This is a genomic window from Streptomyces sp. NPDC005931 (genome assembly GCF_042871235.1).
Classification (GTDB): Bacteria; Actinomycetota; Actinomycetes; order Streptomycetales; family Streptomycetaceae; genus Streptomyces.
Genome location: NZ_JBIAIG010000027.1, coordinates 1 through 23,978 on the forward strand (window position 1 = coordinate 1; position 23,978 = coordinate 23,978).

The 23,978-nt window shown below is 68.2% G+C and carries 15 protein-coding genes and 4 pseudogenes; 14 read left to right on the forward strand and 5 right to left on the reverse strand.

Going from position 1 to position 23,978, the window contains the following annotated elements:
• Positions 1-89 precede the first annotated feature (89 nt).
• The gene (locus ACFYOV_RS32700) at positions 90-716 is read right to left on the reverse strand and encodes a hypothetical protein (protein ID WP_389094110.1); all 627 of its coding nucleotides are present in this window, start codon (positions 714-716) and stop codon (positions 90-92) included.
• A gap of 544 nt (positions 717-1,260) precedes the next feature.
• Here ACFYOV_RS32700 and ACFYOV_RS32705 point away from each other — a divergent pair.
• From ACFYOV_RS32705 to ACFYOV_RS32730, 6 genes and pseudogenes are all read left to right on the forward strand, one after another.
• Positions 1,261-2,091, forward strand: a pseudogene (locus ACFYOV_RS32705) (IS110 family transposase); the annotation flags it as partial.
• Between the two features lie 326 nt (positions 2,092-2,417).
• A pseudogene (locus ACFYOV_RS32710) lies at positions 2,418-3,645 on the forward strand (IS110 family transposase).
• Positions 3,646-3,667: 22 nt separating this feature from the next.
• Positions 3,668-4,039, forward strand: a pseudogene (locus ACFYOV_RS32715) (transposase); the annotation flags it as partial.
• A gap of 630 nt (positions 4,040-4,669) precedes the next feature.
• Positions 4,670-5,578: a replicative DNA helicase gene (locus ACFYOV_RS32720; RefSeq protein ID WP_389094112.1), complete on the forward strand. Its 909-nt coding sequence runs from the start codon at positions 4,670-4,672 to the stop codon at positions 5,576-5,578.
• A 290-nt stretch (positions 5,579-5,868) separates the two neighbouring features.
• Entirely contained in the window at positions 5,869-6,180 is a 312-nt protein-coding gene (locus ACFYOV_RS32725) for a hypothetical protein (protein WP_389094114.1), read from the forward strand.
• A 1,213-nt stretch (positions 6,181-7,393) separates the two neighbouring features.
• The gene (locus ACFYOV_RS32730) at positions 7,394-7,585 is read left to right on the forward strand and encodes a hypothetical protein (protein ID WP_389094116.1); all 192 of its coding nucleotides are present in this window, start codon (positions 7,394-7,396) and stop codon (positions 7,583-7,585) included.
• A 675-nt stretch (positions 7,586-8,260) separates the two neighbouring features.
• Here ACFYOV_RS32730 and ACFYOV_RS32735 read toward each other — a convergent pair.
• Genes ACFYOV_RS32735 through ACFYOV_RS32745 form a run of 3 tightly spaced genes read right to left on the reverse strand, consistent with a single transcriptional unit; the run spans position 8,261 to position 10,193 of the window.
• Positions 8,261-8,464 carry a type I-E CRISPR-associated protein Cas6/Cse3/CasE gene (locus ACFYOV_RS32735; RefSeq protein ID WP_389094137.1) on the reverse strand — a complete coding sequence of 68 codons (204 nt, stop codon included), beginning with the start codon at positions 8,462-8,464 and terminating at the stop codon, positions 8,261-8,263.
• Positions 8,413-9,249 carry an alpha/beta hydrolase gene (locus ACFYOV_RS32740; RefSeq protein ID WP_389094118.1) on the reverse strand — a complete coding sequence of 279 codons (837 nt, stop codon included), beginning with the start codon at positions 9,247-9,249 and terminating at the stop codon, positions 8,413-8,415. The genes ACFYOV_RS32735 and ACFYOV_RS32740 overlap by 52 nt, the downstream gene beginning before the upstream one ends.
• A gap of 2 nt (positions 9,250-9,251) precedes the next feature.
• A complete protein-coding gene (locus tag ACFYOV_RS32745; protein WP_389094120.1) occupies positions 9,252-10,193 on the reverse strand; it encodes an alpha/beta hydrolase in 942 nt (313 codons plus the stop codon).
• 262 nt (positions 10,194-10,455) lie between these two features.
• Between ACFYOV_RS32745 and ACFYOV_RS32750 the strand changes: the two genes are divergently transcribed.
• The 6 genes and pseudogenes from ACFYOV_RS32750 to ACFYOV_RS32775 all read left to right on the forward strand — a co-directional run bounded on the left by ACFYOV_RS32750 (position 10,456) and on the right by ACFYOV_RS32775 (position 19,784).
• On the forward strand, positions 10,456-11,430 hold the full coding sequence (locus ACFYOV_RS32750; protein WP_389094122.1) for a GlxA family transcriptional regulator: 975 nt from the start codon (positions 10,456-10,458) through the stop codon (positions 11,428-11,430).
• A 152-nt stretch (positions 11,431-11,582) separates the two neighbouring features.
• Positions 11,583-11,777 (forward strand): annotated as a pseudogene (locus tag ACFYOV_RS32755) (GNAT family N-acetyltransferase); the annotation flags it as partial.
• A 1,479-nt stretch (positions 11,778-13,256) separates the two neighbouring features.
• Positions 13,257-16,733 carry a tetratricopeptide repeat protein gene (locus ACFYOV_RS32760; RefSeq protein WP_389094124.1) on the forward strand — a complete coding sequence of 1,159 codons (3,477 nt, stop codon included), beginning with the start codon at positions 13,257-13,259 and terminating at the stop codon, positions 16,731-16,733.
• Between the two features lie 629 nt (positions 16,734-17,362).
• The gene (locus ACFYOV_RS32765; RefSeq protein WP_389094138.1) at positions 17,363-17,659 is read left to right on the forward strand and encodes a DUF6313 family protein; all 297 of its coding nucleotides are present in this window, start codon (positions 17,363-17,365) and stop codon (positions 17,657-17,659) included.
• A 315-nt stretch (positions 17,660-17,974) separates the two neighbouring features.
• A complete protein-coding gene (locus tag ACFYOV_RS32770; RefSeq protein WP_389094125.1) occupies positions 17,975-19,024 on the forward strand; it encodes a pentapeptide repeat-containing protein in 1,050 nt (349 codons plus the stop codon).
• 616 nt (positions 19,025-19,640) lie between these two features.
• Positions 19,641-19,784: a hypothetical protein gene (locus ACFYOV_RS32775; protein WP_389094126.1), complete on the forward strand. Its 144-nt coding sequence runs from the start codon at positions 19,641-19,643 to the stop codon at positions 19,782-19,784.
• Between the two features lie 170 nt (positions 19,785-19,954).
• On the opposite strand, the gene fxsT is transcribed toward ACFYOV_RS32775, so the two are convergent.
• Entirely contained in the window at positions 19,955-22,861 is a 2,907-nt protein-coding gene (gene fxsT, locus ACFYOV_RS32780) for an FxSxx-COOH system tetratricopeptide repeat protein (protein ID WP_389094127.1), read from the reverse strand.
• Positions 22,862-23,110: 249 nt separating this feature from the next.
• Here fxsT and ACFYOV_RS32785 point away from each other — a divergent pair, with 249 nt between their 5' ends.
• Both ACFYOV_RS32785 and ACFYOV_RS32790 read left to right on the forward strand, forming a co-directional pair.
• On the forward strand, positions 23,111-23,383 hold the full coding sequence (locus tag ACFYOV_RS32785; RefSeq protein WP_389094128.1) for a hypothetical protein: 273 nt from the start codon (positions 23,111-23,113) through the stop codon (positions 23,381-23,383).
• A gap of 263 nt (positions 23,384-23,646) precedes the next feature.
• Complete coding sequence (locus tag ACFYOV_RS32790) at positions 23,647-23,973, forward strand: hypothetical protein (RefSeq protein ID WP_389094130.1); 327 nt, start codon at positions 23,647-23,649, stop codon at positions 23,971-23,973.
• The last annotated feature ends 5 nt before the right edge of the window (positions 23,974-23,978 follow it).

Below are 23,978 nucleotides of genomic sequence, written 5' to 3' on the forward strand. Positions count from 1 at the left end.
GTCAGCCCGCCCCCTTGCGCATACCTCATACGGTCGGCATACCGCAGGGATCATGAGGCGTCAGCCCCTACGACACCACGCTTTGAAGGTCAGTAGGAGTACTCGCCGCGTTGTGCTCGGCGCAGGATGTCGCGTTCCCGGCCGACCTGCGTGTCGAGTGAGTCCTCATGGTCGATGACGATGGTGTCGTCGGCCGGCTGATCCCGTACCTGGGAGCCGTAGGCGTCTGTCGCCTTGACCAGGGACGCGTCCTGATGTGCCGCGGGCCAGCTCTGGATCAGGTACGACTCCACGACTTCGTCCACCGTGGTGTGGTCGACGGCCCTGTCCCTGCCACGCGCGTGGACGCGCAGCCGGTATGAGCCAGAATCCTGGGAGGCCAGCGAGGGCAGATCCGCAGGATCGTCCATGAAGGGCGTTACGAGCAGCTCCCCGGAGAGGGAATGGCAGGAGATCTCAGCGATCTCTTCCCAGCCCCGGGCAGGGTCGGGCCGCCGAGGGTGCGGCTCGACGGTGACCTGAACGTCTCCGGTGTGGATCCCGGTGGTCACCTCCATGACTCCGCCGTCGGCAGACACCAGGCCGGTACGGCTGGCGTCCAGGTCGTCGGCCACAGGCCCTTGCGGGTCCGTGATCTGGAAGAGGTGGTACTCGGCGTGCACCAGGGCTGTGCCGGTACGGGCTGGCTCGTTCACGGTGGCCTCGTCTGGTGTCATCTGGCTGGGTCTACCTGATCCATACCAGGAACCGGTCCCCTTCCAGGACGCGGCTGTAGGTATAGAAGCCCTTGAGAGCCTTGCCTGCATCGGTGTTCTGCCTGGCATCGACCATGCGGCGGCTGAACTTGCTTGGCACCCTGCCAGGTGCTGGCGAAGGCGTACACCCTGGACGAAGCCGGGGCCTGGGTGATCCCTCCGGCCCTGCGGCAGAGTCTGGAAGGCGAACGCCTCCGGCCCTGGACAGACGACGAGAGCGGAAAGTGACGCAGCCAGGCATTCCCCGTTATGTTCTTCGCGGTCCTGCAAGAGGGCCGCTGGCCTCCGGGCCCGGCATGACTGTTGCCCCCTGTCGATGGGATGACCTGGGGGGTGGTGTCACCGGGCCCGAGGGGTGCCGTCACAGACGCTGATCAGAGGTCTGGCCACCGCCCGGCCCGGCGCAATGCCGGGCCACTCGCGGGCGGCAGGTCTGCATAACGTGGATGCGCGCGAACGGCCCCAACGCCGAGGCCGGCACGGCATCGACGCATGTGGGGGCACGGTGATCGACATCGACGAGACGGGCGTCTTCCTCGGCCTGGACGTCGGCAAGAGCAACCATCACGGCCACGGACTCACCCCGGCCGGGAAGAAGGTCTTCGACAAGACCCTGCCGAACGGCGAACCCCAGCTGCGGGCCGTCTTCGACAAGCTCAGGGCCAAGTTCGGGACCGTCCTGGTGGTCGTGGACCAGCCCGCCTCCATCGGCGCCCTCCCACTGACCGTCGCCCGCGACGCCGGCTGCAAGGTCGCCTACCTGCCCGGACTCGCCATGCGAAGGATCGCCGACCTCTACCCGGGCGAGGCCAAGACCGACGCACGCGACGCGGCCGTCATCGCAGACGCCGCCCGCACCATGCCCCACACCCTGCGCTCCCTCGAGCCCGCCGACGAGATCACCGCCGAGCTGACCATGCTGGTCGGCTTCGACCAGGACCTCGCCGGCGAGGCCAACCGCACCTCCAACCGCATCCGCGGCCTGCTCAGCCAGTTCCACCCCAGCCTCGAACGCGTCCTGGGCCCCCGTCTGGACCACCCGGCCATCACCTGGCTGCTGGAGCGCTACGGATCCCCGGCCGCTCTGCGCAAGGCCGGCCGCCGCAAGCTCGTCGAGGTGATCCGGCCCAGAGCCCCGCGCATGGCCACCCGGCTCGTCGACGACATCTTCACCGCTCTCGACGAACAGACCGTCGTCGTTCCCGGCACAGGAACTCTGGACGTGATCGTTCCGTCGCTGGCCAAATCGCTGGCCGCCGTCCATGAACAACGCCGGGCCCTGGAAGCCCAGATCGAGGCCCTGCTGGAGGCCCACCCTCTTTCCCCGGTCCTGACCTAATGGCGGTGCACGACGGTGACGGAGGGCCGGAGGACGTCTGGTCCTGACCCGGAGCTCGACTCCTGCTTCATTGAGGCTGCGCGCAACCGGCCCTCCGTATCCGGCACGTCGTGATCATCCGCTGGGTAGTGCGTCTTCCGAGCCGCCGGCAAGGAGACCTCTCATCGACACCAGAGCCACCTGCTCCGCATACAGAGCGAGGCCTTTGCCGACCGCTGGGGATGCGAACTGCCAATCGGATGCCGGACCTGTGAGTCCTCCCATTAGGGCGCGGCGCTTCCCTGCACTGGCTCCTGCACCATCTGCGTTCGAGGAGAGCCTACTTGAAGATCTTCTGCGGCATCGACTGGGCGGAGGGCCACCACGACGTCGCCCTGGTCAACGAGCAGGGCGATCTGGTCGCCAAGCAATGGATCAGCGACGACCTCGCCGGGCTGGAAGCCCTTCAGCAACTTCTCGCCGAGGCCGGGGATGAGCCCGGGGATCCGATCCCCGTCGCGATCGAGACCTCCCGCGGTCTGCTGGTGGCCTGCCTGCGCGCCACCAGCCGCCCCGTCTACGCCATCAACCCCATGGCGGTCGCTCGCTATCGTGAGCGACGTTCAGTGGCACGGGCCAGTCGGACCACGCAGACGCCCTCGCCCTAGCGAACGTCCTGCGCACGGACGCGGACCATCACCGTCCGTTGCCCGCCGACTCCGAAACATCCAGGCCATCGCCGTCCTGGCCCGGGCCCAGCAAGACGCGGTCTGGAACCGCCAGCAGCTGGCTAACCAACTCCGGTCTTTGCTACGGGAGTTCTTCCCGGCGGCACTGGCCGCCTTCCAGGTCAAGAACCTGGGCCTGGCCCACCCGGAGGCCCGCGCTGTCCTTGCCGCGGCTCCCACTCCGGCCGCGGCTGCCGCGCTGAGCAAGGCGCGGCTTCGCTCGCTGCTGCGCAAGGCCGGCCGTCAGCGCCGCATCGAAACCCGCGCCGAGCACCTCGCCGGTGTCCTGCGCGAGCCGCACATGCGTCAGCTCCCGCGGGTCGAGGAAGCCTTCGGGCGGCAGGTCAGGGCACTCGTCCTGCAACTCGATGCCGCCGCCCAGGCAGCCGACGACCTCGCCGCCGCATGCGCCGAGAAGTTCACCGAACACGAAGACGCGGAGATCATCACCAGCTTCCCCGGTCTGGGCGAACTCACCGGAGCCCGCATCCTGGCCGAGCTCGGTGACGACCGGTCCCGGTTCGCCGACGGCCGGGCGCTCAAGGCATACGCCGGCTCGGCCCCCATCACCAGGGCCTCCGGCAAAAGCTTGATCGTCCACCACCGCAAGGTGAAGAACCAGCGGCTGGCCGCGGTCGGCTACGTCTGGTCCTTCGCCGCGCTGTCCGGATCCCGCGGAGCCCGCGGCCACTACGACCGCCGCCGAAGTATCGGGGACCGGCACACAGCCGCCTTGCGCAACCTCTTCAACCGGCTCCTCGGCCAGCTCCACCACTGTCTCACCACACGCCAGAACTACGACGAGAACACTGCCTTCCCCACCCCACTATCGATCTCGGCTTGACGCCATAGACCGATCGGATGTCTCGATGCCCGGCATCGGCGTCAGGACCGCCGCAGTCCTCCTGACCACCGTCGGCGACGGCAGTTCGTTCCCGAACGCCGCCCACCTGGCCTCCTATGCCGGCCTTGCACCGGCCACCAAATCATCGGAAACCTCGATCCACGGCGAACACGCCCCACGGGGCGGGAACCGGCAGCTCAAACGCGCGATGTTCCTCTCCGCGTTCGCAGCCCTGCACGATCCCGCCTCCCGCACCTACTACGACCGCTGCCGAGCCCGAGGCAAGACACACACCCAGGCCCTCCTCCGCCTGGCCAGACAACGGATCAACGTGCTGTTCGCGATGCTCCGCGACGGAACCTTCTACGAGCCCCGAACCCCACGGATCGCTTGACGAAGAACATAGAGGCACCCTCCCTCACCCCAGTACAGCGCCAGCACGTCACCGCGTTCTTGCAGGCGCTCCCCAAGGATCTCGCCGACGTCGTACGAGCGAACCCGCCTGCCAACCTGAAGGCGGCGGTCCTCGATGCCCCTGGCCATCGGGCAGCCGGAGGAACGCACGCCGGGGCAACTGGTCGAGTGCCGGCTGCTGCCGAAGTGGAACAAGCACTACGCCTCGAGGGACGCGGCCGGCCCACTCGAGCGGCCCGTGGGGGTTCTAATCACGATGCTGCGGCGGGATGCCGAGTGCGGGGATCCACGGTGTGACGAGCGGACGAATGTCGACACCGGGGATCCATGCCGGCCCTGCCAGCAGCGGGCCGTCGACAAGCGCGCCGAGCGGGCCGCAAAGGAACCCGCCAAGGCCCCGGAGCGGACCGCGGCCCCGCTGGAACGGATAGCCCCGCCGAAGCTCCCTGAGAGGCCCGTACCGGCGCCTCGAGAGGCGTCATCACGGACGTATCCGACCAGCAGCGGGCCCTGGCCCGGCGGGCTTTGATGAACCGGCCTCGAGCACGTCGATGAGAAGCGAGACCAAGCCGATACCGTGCATCCTCAGCGCGGCTTCCCTGGGGGGATCATGAGCAACGATGAGAGCACCACACACAACACCGACGGCGACCGGATCGGGGACCTCCTGAGCGATGTCCTAGACGACATTGAGGCCGTCGGATCACGCAAGCACCCACAGCAGCCGAACAGGATCCGCGGCCTCTCCACGGGCTTCACCGACCTGGATTCACTGACGGGCGGCCACCTTGGAGGCCGGCTGATGGTCATCGCCTCCCGGCCTGGTCTCGGTCGGTCCACCCTCCTCACCGACATGTGCCGCCACACTGCAATCAAGCTGGGCGTGCCCACCGCGGCCTATACGCTCGAGGAAAGCCGCACGCACTTCATCACCCGGATCAAGTCCGCGGAAGGCCGCGTTGCCCGGCACCACATCCACGCTGGCACCATGACCGATGAGGACTGGACCCGACTCGCCCGAGTGATGCCGAAGATCTCTGAGGCCCCCCTGTGGATCAAGTCCCCGGCTCAACTGACGATGCGGAAGCTCGAAGACGAGGTGACCGAGTTGGTGGAAGAGCACGGGGTCCAGCTCGTCGCGGTCGACGGCATCCAGGACATCCGCCCGGAGAAGCGCAGCGACTTGCGTGAGCGAGAGGTCGGAGACGTCGTCCGGGACCTGAAAACGCTGGCCAGGCAGCTGGATGTGGCGATCGTGGCGACCAGTCATTTGAACCGAGGCCCGGAACAGCGGTGGGACAAGAAGCCCATGCTGGACGACCTGCGGGAGTCCGGAGCGATCACCTTTGCAGCGGACATCATCATCCTTCTGCACCGCGAGGATGCCTACGATCTGCTTTCCCCGCGGGCCGGTGAGGCGGACTTCATCGTGGCGAAGCACCGCAACGGACCGACGGCCACGATCACGACTGCCTTCCAGGGCCATTACGGCCGGTTCGTCGACATGGCGCAGACCTGACCGACCGCGCCCGCGCTCCTGGGTCCGGCCTGGGAGCGCTGGCGCTTCCTCCACTCTTGCACCGTTTCTACAGTTCAGCCACCATTGTCAGACCGACCCCGTAGCGTTATTGGTCCTACTCGTGGCGGCTGCTGGGGGTACCGATGGACGACGGCCTTGAGCCGACAGCGACGAAGAGCTCTTCCGTAACCCTGTCTTCTACGAACCGGCCGGTCGCAACCTCGACCTGGACCGGCCAGACCTCGGTCTCCCGCAGGGCGAGGGTCTCCTGGACGAACTCATTCGCATGCGTGGCCGCGTCCCCGTCGAAACGCCGCGGACTGATCTGCCCCGACTGCCGGGACCTCCGGGGCCGGCGCGTCCCCATGTACCTGGTCCACCGTGACGGCGTATGGCTTGCCTCCCACTACCGCAGACCAGGAGACAAGCCGATAAGCCACGAGTCGGACGAGCACCTCGCCCGCAAGGAACGCGTTGCGAAGGACTCCGAAGACCACGGCTTCCGCGCGGACATCGAGTCGCCGACCGCCGAGGGACACGCTCGCCTTGACGTCCGTATCAGCGGTGCCAACGGCATCGTCCTGGGTACGAGCCTCAACTGAGTGAGCAGACCGCCCGCGGAATGCGTGCACGAGAAGGGTTCCGGCGCCGCGGTGGGATCCAGTCCGTGTGGGACTTCACCGACCCCGACCACTCGGGCGTCGGGACCGTTCCGTACGTTCGCACACCGAACCTGCCAGCCTCCGTCATCCGCGTACAGAAGAGCCCCATCGCGATACGAGACGGCAACTTCGTCATCGAAGAGGGCCATTGCAGCCCAAGCGGCGCGATTACCCGGTGCCCGGACAAGCCATACGACCCGGAGAATCCCACTGACACGGGGTACTGCTCAGGCTGGCACCGCATCCTCGTTCCCGTCCATCAGTCAAGGACCTTCGAGGGAACGGGCGGCTTGACCCTGACTCAGTTCATCGTGCGGCCGCGGCCGGCGAGCGTGTCTCGTTCCAGCACAAAGGCCATCACGGCTGGCTTCCCGCTGACCACTGGCATAAGTACCTGGAAGCGAACGGACCTGCCCTGGACAACAAGGAGCGCTCGCCATCGATCCGGCAGGGAGACCGCCGGGACCAGTGCACCGAAGACCGGCCAGCATCAGAAGCGCGAGCTGCACCGAAGGAAAGGCGCGGGGGCCGCACGATCGTCCTTGAGAGTCGGCCCGCCCAGGAAGCGGAGGCTGCCGAGGTTCCAGTCGACGCGTCGGGACGGCCGATCCCGCTATGCCGCTTCGGCTGTGGTGCGCCTGCGAGCCTGCCGGGTCCGGAAGGGCTACCGGAGCACTACTCGTGCCGCAGGAAGAACGAGGACACGCAAGGGACCGCAGGAAAGGTGGCATGACACTCTACCGATAGTCGCTAGGCCTCGGTCCAGGGCGGGTCGTGCGGGTGCACGTCGTACCGCAGTTCCAGCAGTCGAAGTCGTCCACCCGGTACTTCTGCGTCCACCACGAGATGACCGGCTCCCCCCACACGACGCAGTCGGCGCCGCACCACCCGCACTCGAACACGAAGTTCACTTCAGCACCCCCACAGCAGTCCGTGACCTCGCCGTCACCATTCCCTGCCAACATGCGAAACGGGAAGACCACCCCAGCCTGCCAACCGCTCAGGAAGGCCGTAGCGCATGACCGACACCCCACCAGCGTTTCCGCCACCCCACGTGTACGCCCTCGCCCACCGGTGCCCCACCTGCCGAGCCGAACCTGGCGTCCCGTGCGACGCCCCGCGCAAGGAAGCAGACTTCGACAGCCGTGCGGACATGCGGCAACGCACTGGCCGGCAGCAGATGAAGTGGGACCCCGCCCAGCTCATCCACGTAAGGCGGCAGGATGCCGGGGACCGGCACCTTGCGCGGGACGAGGCGAAGGCCCCCGCACCCGAGGACCGGGAGCCGGGCCGCCGGTACGACACGCTGGGCGAGCACTGGCAGCCCCCGACGCCGAGCAGCTGAAGGGTGATAGGCGTGCCTGGTGGGGCGTAGCGTCACGCTCGCGGTAGTCGTGCGGCCCGGATACTCTCCACCATCCAGGGCGGGGGCTACAGCCCTGCCTCCCCCGCACGGCTACCGCACCGCCTCATGCCGCCGTGCCCGGGCCGGCCTCCCGCGGATCGCCCACCGGCCGCGTCAACCCGTCATCCGCGACCGCCCGACGGCCCGGCTCCGTGGCGTCGTGCTCCCAGTAGTGCTGGCACTCCTCGCACCGCACCCCGTCCATGACCGCGTCCTCCCCGTTCGGGCAGTCCGTGCCGTCCCCACGCCCCACACACGCCCGTTCCCTGGTGTCCCCCCATGTGTTCGACCGTGCGACGTGCCAGCGAAGGCCGGGAGAGGGCCGAGGGGGCGCACAGACGCCCGAGCCCGGCACGACGCCCCAACACCTCACAACCGCCCCACCAACGCCTGACCCCGCAGCAGCGCCGGCAGGCCCGGCGGGAACGCCCGGCGCCGCAGCGGTCACACTGGGATGGTCCCGACACGGGACCTCCTTGAAGCGCCCCCACGACCCGGCTCGGCAGGACTGGTGAGGGGAAGAGCTGGACGGCCTCCCGGCCCGCGTGACGCCGGGAGGCCATTTCGCGTCCCAGGGGTAGAGGGCGGGCCCGGCCGGATACCCCGGTGGAAATGTTACTTACGCACGAGGACAAGGCCAACTCCGTAGGAGCGGGCTTTGCCCATACCTTCGGTGAGGATGTGAACGAAGGTGGCTGGGTCGGTGACAGTGAGCTGTCCACGGACTTCGGCTCGGACGGCCGCGCGCGAAGCACGGGGATTTGCGCTCAGTGGAAGCGTTTGATGAAGGCGAGGGCGGTGTCGCAGACCTCCCGCCAGCCGCTGTCGATGGTCAGGGAGTGGCCCCGGTTCTGGATCTCGACGATCTCGGTGACCCCCGGGTTCTTCTTCTGCTGCTGGTAGGACGCGTTGGCGATGGCCCACGGAACGGTGTGGTCCTTCTCGCCGGAGACGATGAGCAGCTGGCCGCGGTCGGCGTTGTCGGTGTCGACCTTCACCTCGGTCCAAGGGTTCAGGTTGGCGACCGCGGCCTGGAACAGCGGTTCACCGGACGCGGGGACGGCGTAGGTGTCGTAGAGCTGTCGTGCCTCTTCCTCTGGGACGGCGTTGGCGAAGCCGTAGCGGAACTGCTCGTAGGTGAGCGGGACGGCGCGGTGGTAGTTGGCCGGGTTGCCCAGGACGACGCTCGCGACTCGCAGTGCGGAGACGGGCAGGGGGAGCACACCGCGGAAGGGCGCAGGGTCGATGGCGACGGAGGCGGCGGACAGGCCGCGCCCCGCGGTGAACTGGGTGATCAGACCGCCGAAGGAGTGGCCGACGACGGCTGGCTTGCGTTCGAGCTTGCCGATCAGCTCGCAGAAGTGGTCCGCGACTTGGCCGACGCTCTTGCGGGCGAAGACTTCGGGGTGGGCGTGGGCCTCCTCGACGGTGTCGGGGTCGTCCGGCCAGCCGGGCACCACCGGCGCGTAGCCGGCGGCGGCGAAAACGTGGGCCCAGCGCTGCCAGCTCGTGGGCAGCAGCCAGAGGCCGTGGATGAAGACCACTGGGGGCTTGCCGCTGGCGTTGGCGGCCTCGACCTGGGCCAGGTCGGACTGCACGGTCATGGTCAGTTCTCCACTCTCAGGGCGGTGCGCAGGAAGTTGATGGCCTGGGTGATGGCGGCCTGGGCGGCGTGGGTCTCGCGCAGGGCGTTGAGCACGACGAAGTCGTGGATGATGCCTTGGTAGCGGACGGCGGTGACGGGGACCCCGGCGGCGCGCAGCTTGTTCGCATAGGCCTCGCCCTCATCGCGCAGGACATCCGCTTCTGCGGTGATGACCAGGGCGGGGGGCAGGCCGGTGAGCTGCTCGGTGGTGGCGCGCAGCGGGGATGCGGTGATCTCGGCGCGGTCGGTGTCGCTGGTGGTGTATTGGTCCCAGAACCAGCGCATCGCGTCGCGGCGCAGGAAGTAGCCTTCCGCGAACTGCTCATAGGAGGGTGTGTCGAAGGCGGCGTCGGTGACCGGATAGAACAACACTTGGGCGGCCAGGGGCACATCGCCCCGCTCCTTGGCCATCAGTGTGAGCGCGGCAGCCATGTTGCCGCCGACGGAGTCGCCGGCCACGGCGATGCGGGAGACGTCCAGGCCGTGGCGGGTGCCGTGTTCGAGCACCCAGCGGACGGCGGTGTAGTTCTCCTCGATCGCGGTCGGGTAGCGCGCCTCGGGCGAGAGGCTGTAGTCCGGAAAGACCACGGCGGCACCCGTGCCAGCGGCGAGCTCACGGGCGAGACGGTCGTGGGTGTGGTGGTTGCCGAACACCCAGCCGGCGCCGTGGATGTAGAGGATCACCGGCAGCGGGCCGACGGCGTCCGTGGGCCGAAAGACGGTCAGCGCTGGCTCCTCGAAGGACTCCTTGGCCGTGCCGGGCACTTCGATCTGCGGACTCTGCACATCGTCGACGGTCTTACGGCCCAGCTGCGGGCCCAGGTCGAACAGGAACGGCGGCTGGGCGGTCGCCTCGGCGAACGCCTGCGCCGCGGGCTCTAGCACGGGTGGTACAACGGACATGGCGGCGAATGCTCCTTCGAAGAACCGGCCGACAAGGAACGCGAGGACGTCGCGCACCCGGCACAGGCACAGGCGACGAGGGCATGTTGAGCCTCGTCGTGGCTGCGAAGTGGGCGGCGCCCGCGCACACCTCCTCGTGCACGTCAGGCTCGAACCCTTGGTGACAGCAAGGGTGAGCTTCGAATGGTGCGGAGTCTCCGCCTCCGCACAAGCAGGTCCGGAAGTGTGGGATTCGGCGTCCGGTGGCCTATGCTTCGCCTGCGTGGAGGAAAGATCGATTGCAATCGTCTGCTACGACGGCGCGGAACTCCTCGACATCGCCTGTGTGACGACCACGTTCACCCTGGCCAACCTCGTCGGCGAGCTGCCGGTGCCCTACCGGGTTACCATCCTTTCTCCTGGCGGCCGCCCGATCACCTGCGGGCCGGGCGTCGTCCTGCACAGCGGCCAGGCGCTGGAGCAATTCGCCGGCCCGCTGGACACCCTCGTCGTGGCCGGAGGCCTCAGCTGGGACCAGGCCGCCAACAATCAGCGGATCGTCGCCCACGTACGCCGACTGGCCCGCATCAGCCACCGTGTCACCTCGGTGTGCACCGGCGCCAGCCTCCTGGCCGCCGCGGGGCTCCTGGACGGTCTGCGCGCCACCACCCACTGGGCATTCGCCGACCAGATCGCCGAGCGCTACCCCCGCGTCCAGGTAGACGCCGACCCCATCTACATACGCGCCGACAACATCGCCACGTCAGCGGGCATCACCAGCGCACTCGACCTCATGCTGTCCCTCGTCCAGGAGGACCACGGCCTTACCCTCGCCCGGCACGTCTCCCGCCACCTGGTTACCTACCTCCAACGCCCCGGGACCCAGGCCCAGATGAGCGTCTTCACCACCGCTCCTCCACCCGACAACGACATCGTGCGGCGCCTGGTCGACCACATTCACACCCACCCCGCTGCGGATCTCACCACCGCCGCCCTCGCACGCATCGCCGACATCAGTGTCCGCCACGTCACCCGCTTGTTCACCGACCACCTTGGACAAACCCCGGCCCGCTTCGTCCGCCAGAGCCGCCTCACAGCAGCCGCCCACCTACTCACCACCACCACACTGTCCCTGCCCGACATCGCCGCATGCTGCGGCTTCGGATCCGCAGAGACCCTTCGCCTGACCTTCCACCGCCGCTTTGGCCTTCCGCCCTCGCGCTACCGAGCCGCCCACCGCTCCGCCCCGCCCACCTGACACCCCCGACACAGCGAAGCCGGATCTCAACGCCCCTTGGAATGCGCTGGTAGAGCGCTTCTGTCGCCGCACTGGACCCGTACTCGAACGAACCGAGGACGGACTGTCCGCGTACAAGGTCACGCGCAATGGCTAACGGCCACGGATCAAAAGAACCTGCTCAGGGCAGAGGTGTCGGCCCGGCTCCTCATCGAGCACATAATCCGCCAGGGCGGCCGGCCTGACCGAGGTGCGGGTGGTCTCCCATCTCCCCGCCGAGGAGTTCTACCGACGTCTGGGCGGCGAGCGTGGGGACCGTTGCCTCCTCACCACCGAAGGTTGCCCGGGAACGACCCGAACTGCGGTTCGAAGGCGAGCGATTCCTACACCATGCGTCCCGGCTTCGGGCCCGGGTGGTCGTGGTCGGCTCCGTAGATCCGGCCGCGCGGCGGCTGCCCATGCTCTCCAGCCTCGCGGCCGCAACCGACAACGGGGGCTTGCCCAGGCGGCCCTGGCAAGCCCCCGTGCTGCCGGGGTGGGGTGCTGGGGTCAGCTGCGCCAGCGTCCGAGCCAGCCGCCTGTCTTCGAGTCCTGTGCCGCCCCTTGCTCTGGCGCTCCTGCTCCTGGCGCTCGCGTTCGGGCCTCTTCGGCCTGCCGCTCCGCTTCGAGCGCCCGGGTCTTGCAGTCGTCGCACAGGTGCGGGTGGCTGTCCCCGCGGTCCCAGTCGACCGCGATGCTGGTCTCCACCGATCGTCAGTGAACTTGGTTCCGCAGTCGGCGCACACCGCTGAGCCTCGCGTTCGGCTGCCTCCTGCGCTTGGCGGCGCCGCGTGTCTTCGGCGCGTCGGGCGAGGGCGGACCTCCACTTTGCTGATCACCGGGCCATGGAACCCGCCATTGACGTGCGGAAAAGCGGGATCCGAGCTGCTTCCCGCCGGGCGGGAGGCCATAACCGGATCTTTACCGCGGCGCCCGCCAGGCGGGCCGTCACGGCAGCCCGAGACGGTAAGCCGCCGACACGTGCACTCTCCCGCGCATGGAAGTCACCCGAGACGGAATCGCCTGCGTCCTGCCATACGGCCACCGAGGAGTTGGTGTGCCTGGTCCTCAGCGCAAAGTTGGTCCAAAGCGTGCATTCCTGAAGGAGTCCGACCGATCTAGCCAGGCGACGGCTGAGCCAGTTCGTGTATGGAGGAGGTTTGTCAGTGAATTGCGTGTTGCTAGCCACTGGGTTGGCTCATGATGGGTGTCGTGACGGGGCGTCGGCGTGCTGTGGTCTGGGTGGGGTCGGTATTGGCCGTGGTGGGCCTTGCTGTGGCTTTGGTGGCCTGGATCGGTCTCGACAGGGCGAATGCGTATCTTGGGGTTCCTGCGGCGATTGCTGGCGTGGCAGGCCTCGGAGTGAGCGTGTGCGCCGTCATGGCTGTCGAGCCGGGAGGCTCCTCACCACAGAGCCCACAGAGCAGGGTGCGGTGGCGGGTGAACCAGCGGGCTGACGCTACGAAAAGGGGACGTGTCGTCCAGGTCGGCGGCAGACGAGGCGCTCGGAGGCGCGGCGCAGCCTCTCAACAGGGCTCGTATGAGGTGGATCAGCGGGCAAGAGCTGCGGACGAAGGAGAGATTTCCCAGTTCGGTGGTGACCAGGACTCCCCGGAGGACTAGTGCGAGGGCCGGGAAGGGATCGGAGAATCCAGCGGGCCACAGCGTACGACGGTGCCCGGATCACGCAGGTCGCAGGCGATGTGCACGTCCATAACACCCAGCACAACTACCACCGACAGCCGCCCCGGTACCGTGTCGATCCATTTCCCGTCGCGACTCCGGTCGACCCCCAGTGGTTGCGCGGGATGCCGAGCCGGCTCCTGGACGCCCGTGCCGAACTCGTCCCCTTCACCGGCCGTGATGCCGAACTCCGGGACTTGGCCGAGTGGCGGGACTCACCGCATGAATCCCTGGCGGTTCGGCTGCTGCATGGAGTGGGCGGCCAGGGCAAGACCCGTCTTGCCCACCGCTTCGCCACCCAGAGTGCAGCGGCCAGGTGGTCGGTGCTGACCGCGCGCTACGGCACCACCGCGTCCTTCAGCTTCCCATACGAGGTGGCCCAACCTGGCCTACCCACGGACAGCCAGGACGAAGAGAGCGGCACCCTCCTCCTGGTGGACTACGCCGACCGGTGGCCGCATACAGAGTTGGTACGGCTGTTATCCGATCCGATACTGCAGGAGGGCCGCCCGGCCCGGGTGCTGCTCATCGGACGCAGCGTGCAGTGGTGGCCGGCCGTGCGCGGGGAACTCGCCGAGATCCGCGTCGAGGCCGACGAACGACGGCTCACTAGTCTCTGCGCGACCGCCGCTGCCCGGCAAGAACACTTCGCCATCGCCCACGACCGATTCGCCACGCTGCTCGACGCTGCGCCGCCCGGTGCGTCAACGCCGCGATCCCCGCAGCCCGCGGGCATCGCCACGCCCGTAGCGCGCGCGACCTCGGAGTCCCCGCAGGCCCAAACGGCGGTGTCGGCGGCGCTGACCGGTCCGGGCGGCTCCGCCTATGACACCGTGCTGACCGTGCACATGGCGGCGTTGGTCACCGCATACGGTGGGCAACTCGGCTCGTCCTTACCGGAACGGCCCGAGGCGCTGGCAGCGTACCTGCTGGACCGGGAGCACATGACCTGGCGTCGACACTTCGATGCCGGGTCCTTGCGGTCCCGGCCGCGGGAACTCGCCCGGGTGGCGTTCGTGGCGACGCTCACTGGCGCGCTGTCGCAGAGGGCCGGTCTGGCCGTACTGGACGCCGCCGGTCTTGTACCGGCCCAGGAGTTACTTGACGACCACCGGCTCTGCTATCCGCCCTTCGACGCAGGCACCGTCCTGGAGCCGCTCTACCCGGACCGACTCGCCGAGGACTTCCTGGCACTCAGCCTGCCAGGTCACGATATCGAGGGGTATGACCCGGATCCTTGGGCGCCCGACGCACTGAGCGAGCTGCTGGGCCGCGGCGACGACGGCTCGGCACCGGCCTACACGGCGAGGTCGGTGACGTTCCTAGCTGCGGCGGCGCTAAGGTGGCCGCACGTTGCGGCCACGGTCAACACATTGCTGCGTAGGGATCCAGGCCTCGCCGTTGACGCTGGCAGCGCCGCGCTGACGACCGTGGCCGACGTACCGGACCTCGACATCGACGTCCTCGACGCTGTCGTGGCACGATTTCCCGACAGCCAGCAGGCCGATTTGGATGCTGGCATGGCAAGTGTGGTCTCCCGACGCACCCGTGACCTCCTTGGCGCGGCCCAGAACGAACCGGCCAGGCTGGCCGTCCTCCTCGACCCGGACATCCCCTTCCGCTTCTTGCACGCGGGCCGAATCACCGAAGCAGTCGACGCCCTACAGGAAAGCATCCCCTGGTGGCGTCGGCTAGTACGCGCCGGGGACGAAGACGGTCAAAACGCGCGATTCCTCGGTCACGCGCTCAACATGCTCAGCGCCGCGCTTCTGCGGTGCGGCCGGATCGCGGAGGCGGTCGAGGCCGGGCGGGAGAGCGTGGAGGTCCACCGTCGGCCGACCGCGGACGGCGCCACCCTGGGCCAAGCGCTCGTGAACTACAGCAACGCGCTGTTCGCAGCCGGATCCCTGCCAGCAGCCCTCGACGCGGCCACCGAGGCGGCGCGCCTCTACCGGTCCGCTACGGTGCGTGACGAGCACGCTAACGCGGCCCTCGCCATCACACTCGCCAACCAGAGCGGCATGCTGGCCGATGTTGGCCGGGTCGGCCCGGCGCTTGCAGCCACCGACGCTGCGCTCGTTCTGTTACGTGATCTCACCGCCGCCCGCCCGGCCACCTGGCAGCCGACACTCGCCGCGGCCCTCAACAGGGCGGCACTCCTCTGGGCCAAAATGGGCCGACGCCAACAAGCCCTAGAAGCGAGCCTGGAATCGGTCACTCTCTACCGTCAGGCCGTAGAAGCCAATCCAGCCGCGTACCAGCTAGAACTCGCCGGTGTCCTGACCAACCTGGGGCGCGACCTGGCGGCCGTCGGCCGGGACGCCGAGGCTCTCGACGTAGCCCTGGAAGCGGTCGCGCTCCGGCGTGACCTGGCCGCTCACGAGCCGCTCGCCCACGAGCCGGCTCTTGCAGCGGCACTGACTAATCTCTGCAGCCGGTTGGAGCGTGCAGGACGTCGGCAGGAAGCGCTGGACGCCGCTCAGGAGGCCGTGTCCCTCCTGCGCCCACTCACAGGTGGCACACCCGTCGTCCACGATGCGGCACTGGCGACCGCGCTGATCAACCTCGGCAACCACCTCCGGCGTTGCGACCAGCCTACGCAAGCGCTGCCGAACTTACGAGAGGCCGTCGGCATCCTGCGGTATCTCGCGGCCACCGGAACCACCACGCATCAAGCGAAGCTGGCGAGCGCGCTTGACCGACTCGCCGGAACCTGCGCCGACGCGGGCCGACCGGCCGAGGGGATCGACGCGGCCGAGGAGGCAGTCGAACGCTACCTCGCACTGACCGGTGACCAGCAGGGCGCAGCGCGGCCGACCGCCCGCGATGATGCAGGCCTGCACCGGCCGGGACTTGCGGCTGCCTACATGACACTGCACAAGTGCCTACTCGCGGCAGAACGGCCGGTGGAGGCGCTCAGCGCATGCGAGCAGTCCGTGCGCCTGCTCCTGGCGCTCACGCGAACCGACCCCCCGCGCTTCGAACCCGATTTGGCCGCGGCCTTCAACATCCTCTCTCGCGCACTGGGGGCCGTCGGGCGGCACGCCGAGGCCAGCGGGACGGCTCAGAACGCCGTTCTGCTCTACCGCCGGCTGGCCGCCCAAGATCCTGCACGATGGAACCGGCGGCTCGCCACGGCACATTACAACCTTGGAGTGCTTCTGACCGAGGGCGGGGACCTGCGTCACCTGGTGACTGCTGGCAGGGAAGCCGTCAAGGATTTGCGCTCGATCACCGAAGCCGATCCCACCTACGCGCCGGACCTGGCGATGGTGTTGAGCAAGCTGAGCGTCGCCCTGGCCGGCATCAGCCACTGGGACGAGGCCCTCACGCATGCCGAAGAGGCCGTGGCGCTACGCAAACGGCTCGCGGAAGCTGACCCCGCCACCCACGAGCCCCATCTGGCGCGGTTGCTCCAGGGCTTCGCAGCGACCCTGCTCATCGGGGGTGTCGCCGTGCCCCGGGCCACCGGCATGGCCCGGGAATCGCTGACTGTCTACCAGCGCCTCTCCAAACGCGATCCCGCAACGTTTGAGATCGAGGCCCAAAGGGCCTCAGCAGCGCTCACCAAGCTGCTGCAGAACCACGGCACAGAGCTGTAGCGTCCACATCCCGGTACTTTCCAAGGGCCGTCCGGATGGTCCCACCCTTGGGACTCCTACGACTCCGCCCGGGCGGATCGCTCGCCTCCAGGCCGTCCCTGGCCTGACAATAGCGGACCGCGTGCGGCAGACCACGCGACACGCCGGCGACACCGGCACCCCGTCTTCCAGTGGCACGGCGAGTGGTTCGTCGTTGTGCGGTGGAAGGGAGCCAGTGTGACGTGGACGTTGCCGGAGCCGATGCTGAGCACGTCCGTACCCACACCCGATTTGCTGCCGGGCTGGGCGGCCGAGCCCAAGTGGGACGGTGCTGCGCTCCAGGCGCGGCACCGAAATGGGGCCGTCATTTCCGGAGGTCGTGGCCGGGCCGTGCAGCTGCCGGACGCGACCGCGCTGAACGGCGTTATGTGGCCTCCGGGTTGTCTCAACCCTCCGGTGTTTCACCATCGGTTTCACCCACAAACGGGACTCAAGCCCCCTAGCCTGGATCCGTGTCAGCGCCGTCGCCCGCACCACTTCCAGCTGCGCCGCCTCCCCGGCTTACCCCTGGGCAAAGGCTCGCCATCTGGTGGGCCCGCCGATACTCCTTAGGGCGCCTCCCATATTGGCTGCTCACCCGTGCAGCCGTGGTGTTCGCAGCTTGCGCAAGTCTCTTCGTCGTGGGCGGCGTACTGATGGGCTGGGTAACCGCGTACGAGGTCCTCATCGGTATCGCCTCACCAGCCAAGACGGACCCTCAGTGGGTAGCGTGGCCGCTCTCGGTGACAGGCTGGGCAGCAATACCCGCCTTCGTCGGGGGCACCGCCGGCTACCTCATCACCACCCAGATCGCAGCGCACCAAGCCCGAGACTTAGACGCCGTCATCGCTGAGCTCCGCGCCCTCACCATCCGTCCCCCCACGGGTTCCGGGGACGGCACCACGTGATCACACTCCACGAACTGCACCAGCGTGGCGGTGACACCGCCACAGCCGTCGCCGCGTTTGGCAACCTTCATCCCGAAGCCGACGCGGACCCCAATCAGACGCCCCGGCCAGACTGGAAGACCGCCGAGCGGCACTTCATGGAAGTCCAGATTCGGTTAATGGCAGACCCGGCACGGCCAGAGGCGAGCTCTCGCAAAGAACGAGAGCGCCTAGCCGAAAACGACGCTACCGGCATCCTTCTCGCTACTCCGGGAGGTCGCTGCCCAATCTGCCAACTCCGTGCTCAAAGCGCTTGACCGCCCTACTCTGGAGACCGTGGTGGACGACACCGAGACCCAACGACGGGCCGACGTCGTACGCGGCCTGCTCTTCCTTGCGTGCCCCGATGCCCCCTCCGCTGCCCTCGACAGCGCCGCCAAGGGCATCGTCGAGCGTTCCGCTGACCAGGAGCCGCCCACACATGCTGTCTCGGATGCTCGATACCTCACCCAGCCGCGCTCGGCTGATGACCCACCCCGGAACCTGGCTGGCGCGGACTTAAGCGGCACAGACCTGACCGGCGCAGACCTGCGGTCCGCGAACCTCACCCGTGCGAGTCTCGTGGACGCAAACATGACGGATGCGGACCTGAGCCACGCCGACCTGACAGATGCGGATCTGACTCGTACAGATCTGACCCGCGCGAACCTGACGGATGCAGACCTGACCCGCGCGAACCTGACAAACGCGTACCTGACCCGCACAAAACTGATCCGCGCAGACCTCACAGGCACAGAACTGACCGGCACAGGGCTGCGGTGGCCGTGGCACCGGAAGAGGGACAGGGATGTACCTCGGGTCAATACCGAGGCCGAAGCAGATGCCCTGCGGCAGGCAAAGCTTAGAGCTCCAGCCCTCTTCGGTGCAGAGCTTGCCTGGGCGATGCGGGCGGGCGACATGCGGAAGATTGCGGAGCTGATCGAGCCACTACCTCCATGGCCGACACGGCAGCCGTTGCTCCAGGCGGCGCAGTGGTTGACGTCGTTGACGGTGAGCGTCCGTGTGGCAGATGCTGCGGGAGTGGAGAGGCAGTTCACGGACGCAGCTCGGGCCAGTACCGAGAGCGCTGTGGCGGTGCTCAGCACAGCGGTGGTCAATCTCGTCTCTACAGCTGTCCACTTCGGTACCGAATGGGAAGAGTTGCCCGTCGAGTCCCGCCGGGTGTTCCAGATGGACGCTCATCTGTTGGATCAGATCAGCAAGGCAGCGCACGCGCTGGTTCAAAGTTTGGGCCTTGCCGTGGCAGTGGGAAGTCCTGGCAACCAGGCCTTGCAGAACCTGCATGCCTTCGACGATTCGATCCGAGGGCTTACGCCACCCGCGTAACCGGGACATCGCGACGAAGACTCACGAGTGCGACCCGCTTAACCCTTGCAGGTGAGTGCTGGACCAGCTGGCGTGCACGAGCAGTGCTGGACGCAGTTGCTGTGATCACTCTCTTCATCCAGACGCCACCGTGGAACAGGACCAGCTCCTGGCGGTTGAACAGAGGGGCCGGGTATCAGGGACCCCCGATGCCCTTCAACACCCTGGCCGTGTTCTGGGTGGGACGGGCCCCGTTCGGAAGACAACTGTGGTAGTCCGCATCAACGGCGAGCTGGTCTATGGGACGCCGCGGGCGGGTGGGTATGCAGCTGGGACGCCGCGGGCGGGTGGGTATGCAGCGCAGCCACAGCGGTGACCGGCCAGCAGGCGGACCTGATCCCGGACGACGCCGTCTCGGGCATCACCGCCCGCCTGGTGGAAATCGTCACCACAGGCCCGCAGTCGGGGCTGACAGGCAACGATCCAGTCAAGGACGCACTCGGAGCGCTCGGAGCACTCGAAGAACGGCTGCCAGCGAAGGCAGCTCCCCGCCGCAGGCGGCGACGACCAGAAGCAAGAGGCGGAGGTCGGCGAGGGGTGGCCGGCCTCGCTCGCCGCGTTCCCACTGGGGCAATGGGTGGCCGACGCTCGAAGGGACTACGCCCGCGGCACCATGTGCCCCGACCGTGTGGCGCAGCTGGAACGGTTGGGCATGGTCTGGTTCGCACTACGACGTCGCCTGGGAAGAAGGCCTCGCCGCAGCCCGCGGCTGGGCGGCTGAGAACGGCTTCACCGCGTACCTGGACGCGCCGCGCCTTCGCCCACTGCGGCGACGGCGAGGCCGCCCGGCGCTCCCTGTACGAGGAGATCGTCGCCGACCCCGATTCGGCAGCGGCGGTACATGCCCAGCGAGGCCGCCGTCGCCGCCCTGGCAAGCCCCTCACTGTCGACTCAACGCTTCTTCTTGCTGGTTCCCTCGCTCCGTCGGCGCACGAGTTCGGCTCGGAGGAGCCGGGTAAGGCCGTGGTGTACGCCGTAGAGCCGCTCGACACAGGACAGGGCGGTCGTCAGCGCCCGGACGGCTGCCCGCACGCTACGTACTTGTTGCAGGCACCCCGCGAAATTGGCGAGCACGGTCAGCGTCATGGGGTGAGTAGTCCCGTGCACCTGCGCCGTGTCGCCGATCAGGGCTGCGAAGGCATCGGCGGCCGCGGCGGGGTCGCCGGTGCGGGCCAGCCAGGTGGCCTGGTTGTTGCGGGTGGTCAAAGTATGGGGGTGTGCCTTGCCTAAAGTCTCGGCCTGGATCGATAGCAGCTTGGTGAAGGCGTCGAGGGCCCCGGTGCTGTCGCCCGACTCTCCCCTGTAGTAGGCCAGGTTGTTCCGCGCCGTCAGCGTGGCGGGCGCATGATCGCCGTACACCCGCTCCATGAGTGCCACCACCTCGGCGAACGATCGTGCGGCACCCGCCACGTCGCCGCACTCCCCTCGCATGCCCGCCAGGTTGTTCAGGACTGCCAGTGTCCCCGGGTGTTCCGCGCCGAGTAAGGCGCTTTGATACTCCAGCTGTTCGGTATACGCCGCGACCGCGGCAGCCGGGTCGCCGGCCTGCCCCAGCCAGTAGGCCAGATTGCTACGAGTTTGGAGGGTGTTGGGGTCGTGATCGCCAAGTACCCTGCGCCGGACAGCCAACAACTCGCGATACGCTTCGGCCGCGCCGGCTGCGTCACCAGCTTCGCCTCTCATGGCCGCGAGATCGTGGCATGCGGCCAGGGTGCCCGGGTCTTCGGGGCCGAGAACCCTGTGGCTGTCCTCCAGGAGTTCGGTCAGAGCGGCGATGGCACCTGCCGTGTCTCCTGCTTCGCCCCGCCAGCGTGCGAAGTTGCCGCGGACTACGAAAACGCGGCGGTGGAAGGGGCCGTGCTTGCGGACCATGTCCGGCAGGAGCTCGGCCAGCCCATCGCTCGCGCCTGCGGCGTCCCCCGCACGTCCCCGCCAGTAGGCCGCATTGTTGCGGGCGATAAGCGTCTGGGCGTGGTCGTCTCCGAGTGCCGCCCTCATGCGGGGGACCAGCGCCTCGAAGGCGTCGCGAGCGCCCGCCGCATCACCCGCCTCGCCCTGCCAGCGGGCGTGGTGGTTCCTCGAGCTCAGGCTGTAGAGGTGATCCGGCCCGACCTCCGGGTCCAGCGCGTCAATCAGGCGCTGGAAGTGGTCGCGTGCCGCGTCCGCGCGGCCTGCTTCGCCTAGGCTCTGGCCCCAGCGGTAGAGCACGTCGTGCACGACGGGCTGGCGCATGGCCTCGGGGAAACGCTGATACAGCACGTCTGTGTTGGCACGGAAGGCCGCGGCAAGCTCGACGTCGCGCTCGACCTCAGGCCAGGCTGCGCGCAGGGCGTCCGCGGCCGTGGCAATCCAGGCTCGCCTGACGGCGTCCGGGAGCCGTTCGTGAACAGCGCGCTGGACGAGCTGGTGCACACGTATGGTCTGGCACGGGTGCTCCGGAGTGTGTTCAACAAGGCTGAACTGGTGCAGGTTCCACAGCGCCTCCTGGACATCGTCCGGGGACGGTACGCCCGAGGCCAGCCGGGTCGTGTGGTGACTGTCAAGCGCGGCGAGGACCGGCTCCGCGGTCAGGACCGTGCCGGGAACGCCGTTCGGGTCGAGGAGCGAGACAAGGTGCAGGGCCGGGCGGGCGAGACCCACAGGCGGCTGCTGGTCGGCCAGCTCGATGGACAGGTCCCAGGCCGCGGCCACGGTTCTGCTCTGCTGGTCGGGCAGCCCGCCGGCCGCGGGCAGAACATCGTTCAAGGTCTTGGCGCGGTCCGCCAGACGGGCGCGGTAGGCGGCACAGTCCAGCCGCCGGTTCACCATATAGGGGATGGCCTGGGAGAGGGCGAGCGGCAGCCGTCCAAGGTCCTCCGCGAGGCCCGCGACCTGATCCGGGGCCTCCCGCCGACCGTGGGTGGCCAGTTTCGCGTCGAGGTAGGAACAGGCCTCCTCGGAGCTGAAGCAGCCGACATCGATGCGGCGCCGGTTGGAGTCCATGAGGGCGGCGTCCCGGTTACGAGTCGTAATCAGGGTCTGCCCGTGCGGCACGTCGGGCGGCCAGAGCCCCTGTAACGCCTCCGGCTGCGGCACGTCGTCCAGGACGATCAGCCACCGAGCGCCTGGCACCTGGCCACTGTCCTTCGTCCCGGGTGCAAGAGCAAGCCAGTTCAAGAACGCGGCCGCAGCGCCCGGATCGTCGTGCGGAACGCCCAGCAGCCGGGCGGCCGCATCGGTAAACCCGTCTGTGACCGCGGCTCGGGAGGAGGCGGTGATCCACACGAGCACGTCCACTGCGCCCTCGTCGTACGCGGTCTGGGCATAGTCGGCGGCCAACTGGGTCTTGCCCACCCCGCCCATGCCGGTGATCACCTGGCCCAGCACGGTCGTACGGCCGGGTGCGGACGTCTCGAGCAGGTCACGCAGGCCGGCCCGGTTTTCATAGCAGTCGACGGGCACCGGCACGTAGCCCACTGTGAGACGCGGTGGGGGACGGCGGCCATGCTTGGCTGCCGTCTGCTTGTGGCGCCATGCCCGCCGCCGCAGCTCTTCCCACCAGGCGTCGGAGTGACGCTCGTACGGGACGCCCTCGCGGTCGGCAACGCGCCGCAGCACAGCGATCAGTGTCGCGAACCGGTTCTTCGATGCCGGGACGGATCCACCAGCCACCCATTCGTGCAGGGTGGACCTGGCCGTGCCTGTGGCCTTGACCAGGTCCTCGTAGGAGGGCTCTCTCGCTGCCCTGTAGAGGGCGTTTAGCTCCGTGCCCAACTTCTCAACCGGATCCTCGATCGAATCCGTGTGATGTTGCGGCATCCCCCTGGCTCCCTCCACCCCAACGGATACCGTCCGGACCGGATGAAGACCGGACGCTAGCCACGTGATGGCCGACCAGCATAAATGCCCGAGACCACCTCCGAGCGGGCTTTCCCTCACTTGCGACCCGGGCGAACCTTCCGGACATCCGGGTGCGTCGCCACGCTGCCCATCCGGACGGAAGACCTTTCCGTCGAAGGTCTCCAAGACCCGCACGGACAGCTCTACAACTCACGAAGAGGCTGATTCATGAATCTCTATGTCAGCACCGGGGCACTGGTCGTCATCGGGCTCGCAGTGCTCGCGGGGGTGGTGGTCCACCGCTGGACACAGCGACGAACCGCGACGGGAGTGCCGCGGCGGAGGGGTGACCTGGGGCAGGCCGTGATGGCCGCAGCGGCCGTGGCGGCGGCACTGTCCACGATGCTGCTCCCCCCTGGCGCGGACGGCGGGTCGGGACGGCTACCAGAGGTTAGCCAGTTCGGTCACGTCATGATCACGCCGGCCAAGGCTGGCGACTGAGGGGCATGTGTCTGTGGGGACCCACCGGCGCTGCGTCAGGGGCAGGGCCGGTGGGTCCCCACAGACATTCCTCACGCTCCCGTGCCCCATCAAGGCGATCTCGTATCGACGCCAACGGCCAGAGCGGAACAACCCCTGGCCGCAACGGTTCCAATCACCACGGCAAAGCTCTCAGGCATGCCAGCACGAAGGATAGAGACCGCACGGTAGGCACCTGCGAGTGCGGAGAGCAGCTGGTGCCGGCCAAGAGGACGACGCTACCTGTGGACGACACCCGTCCGAATCAGCAGGTCGTCGAGCAGTTTCCTCCTGCCTGCGCAGGCGACACGCCTCGAGACGGCTCCCGCGCAGGCGGCCTTCGACTTGGCAGCGGTCGTGCCATCCCGGTCCCGGACCGTGTCCGCAACCGCCTCGAACGCGGTTCGCGCGGCAGGCGGCCTCCGACGTTCGACAGGGACGACTACAAACAGCGGCGTGCCATCGAGTGCGGGATCAACCGGCTCAAGCGCCGGGCCGTCGCTACCCGATACGACAAACTCGCCGTCCACCAAGCGACCGTGCTGGTCGCAGCCATCAACGAGTGGCTGTGACCAGC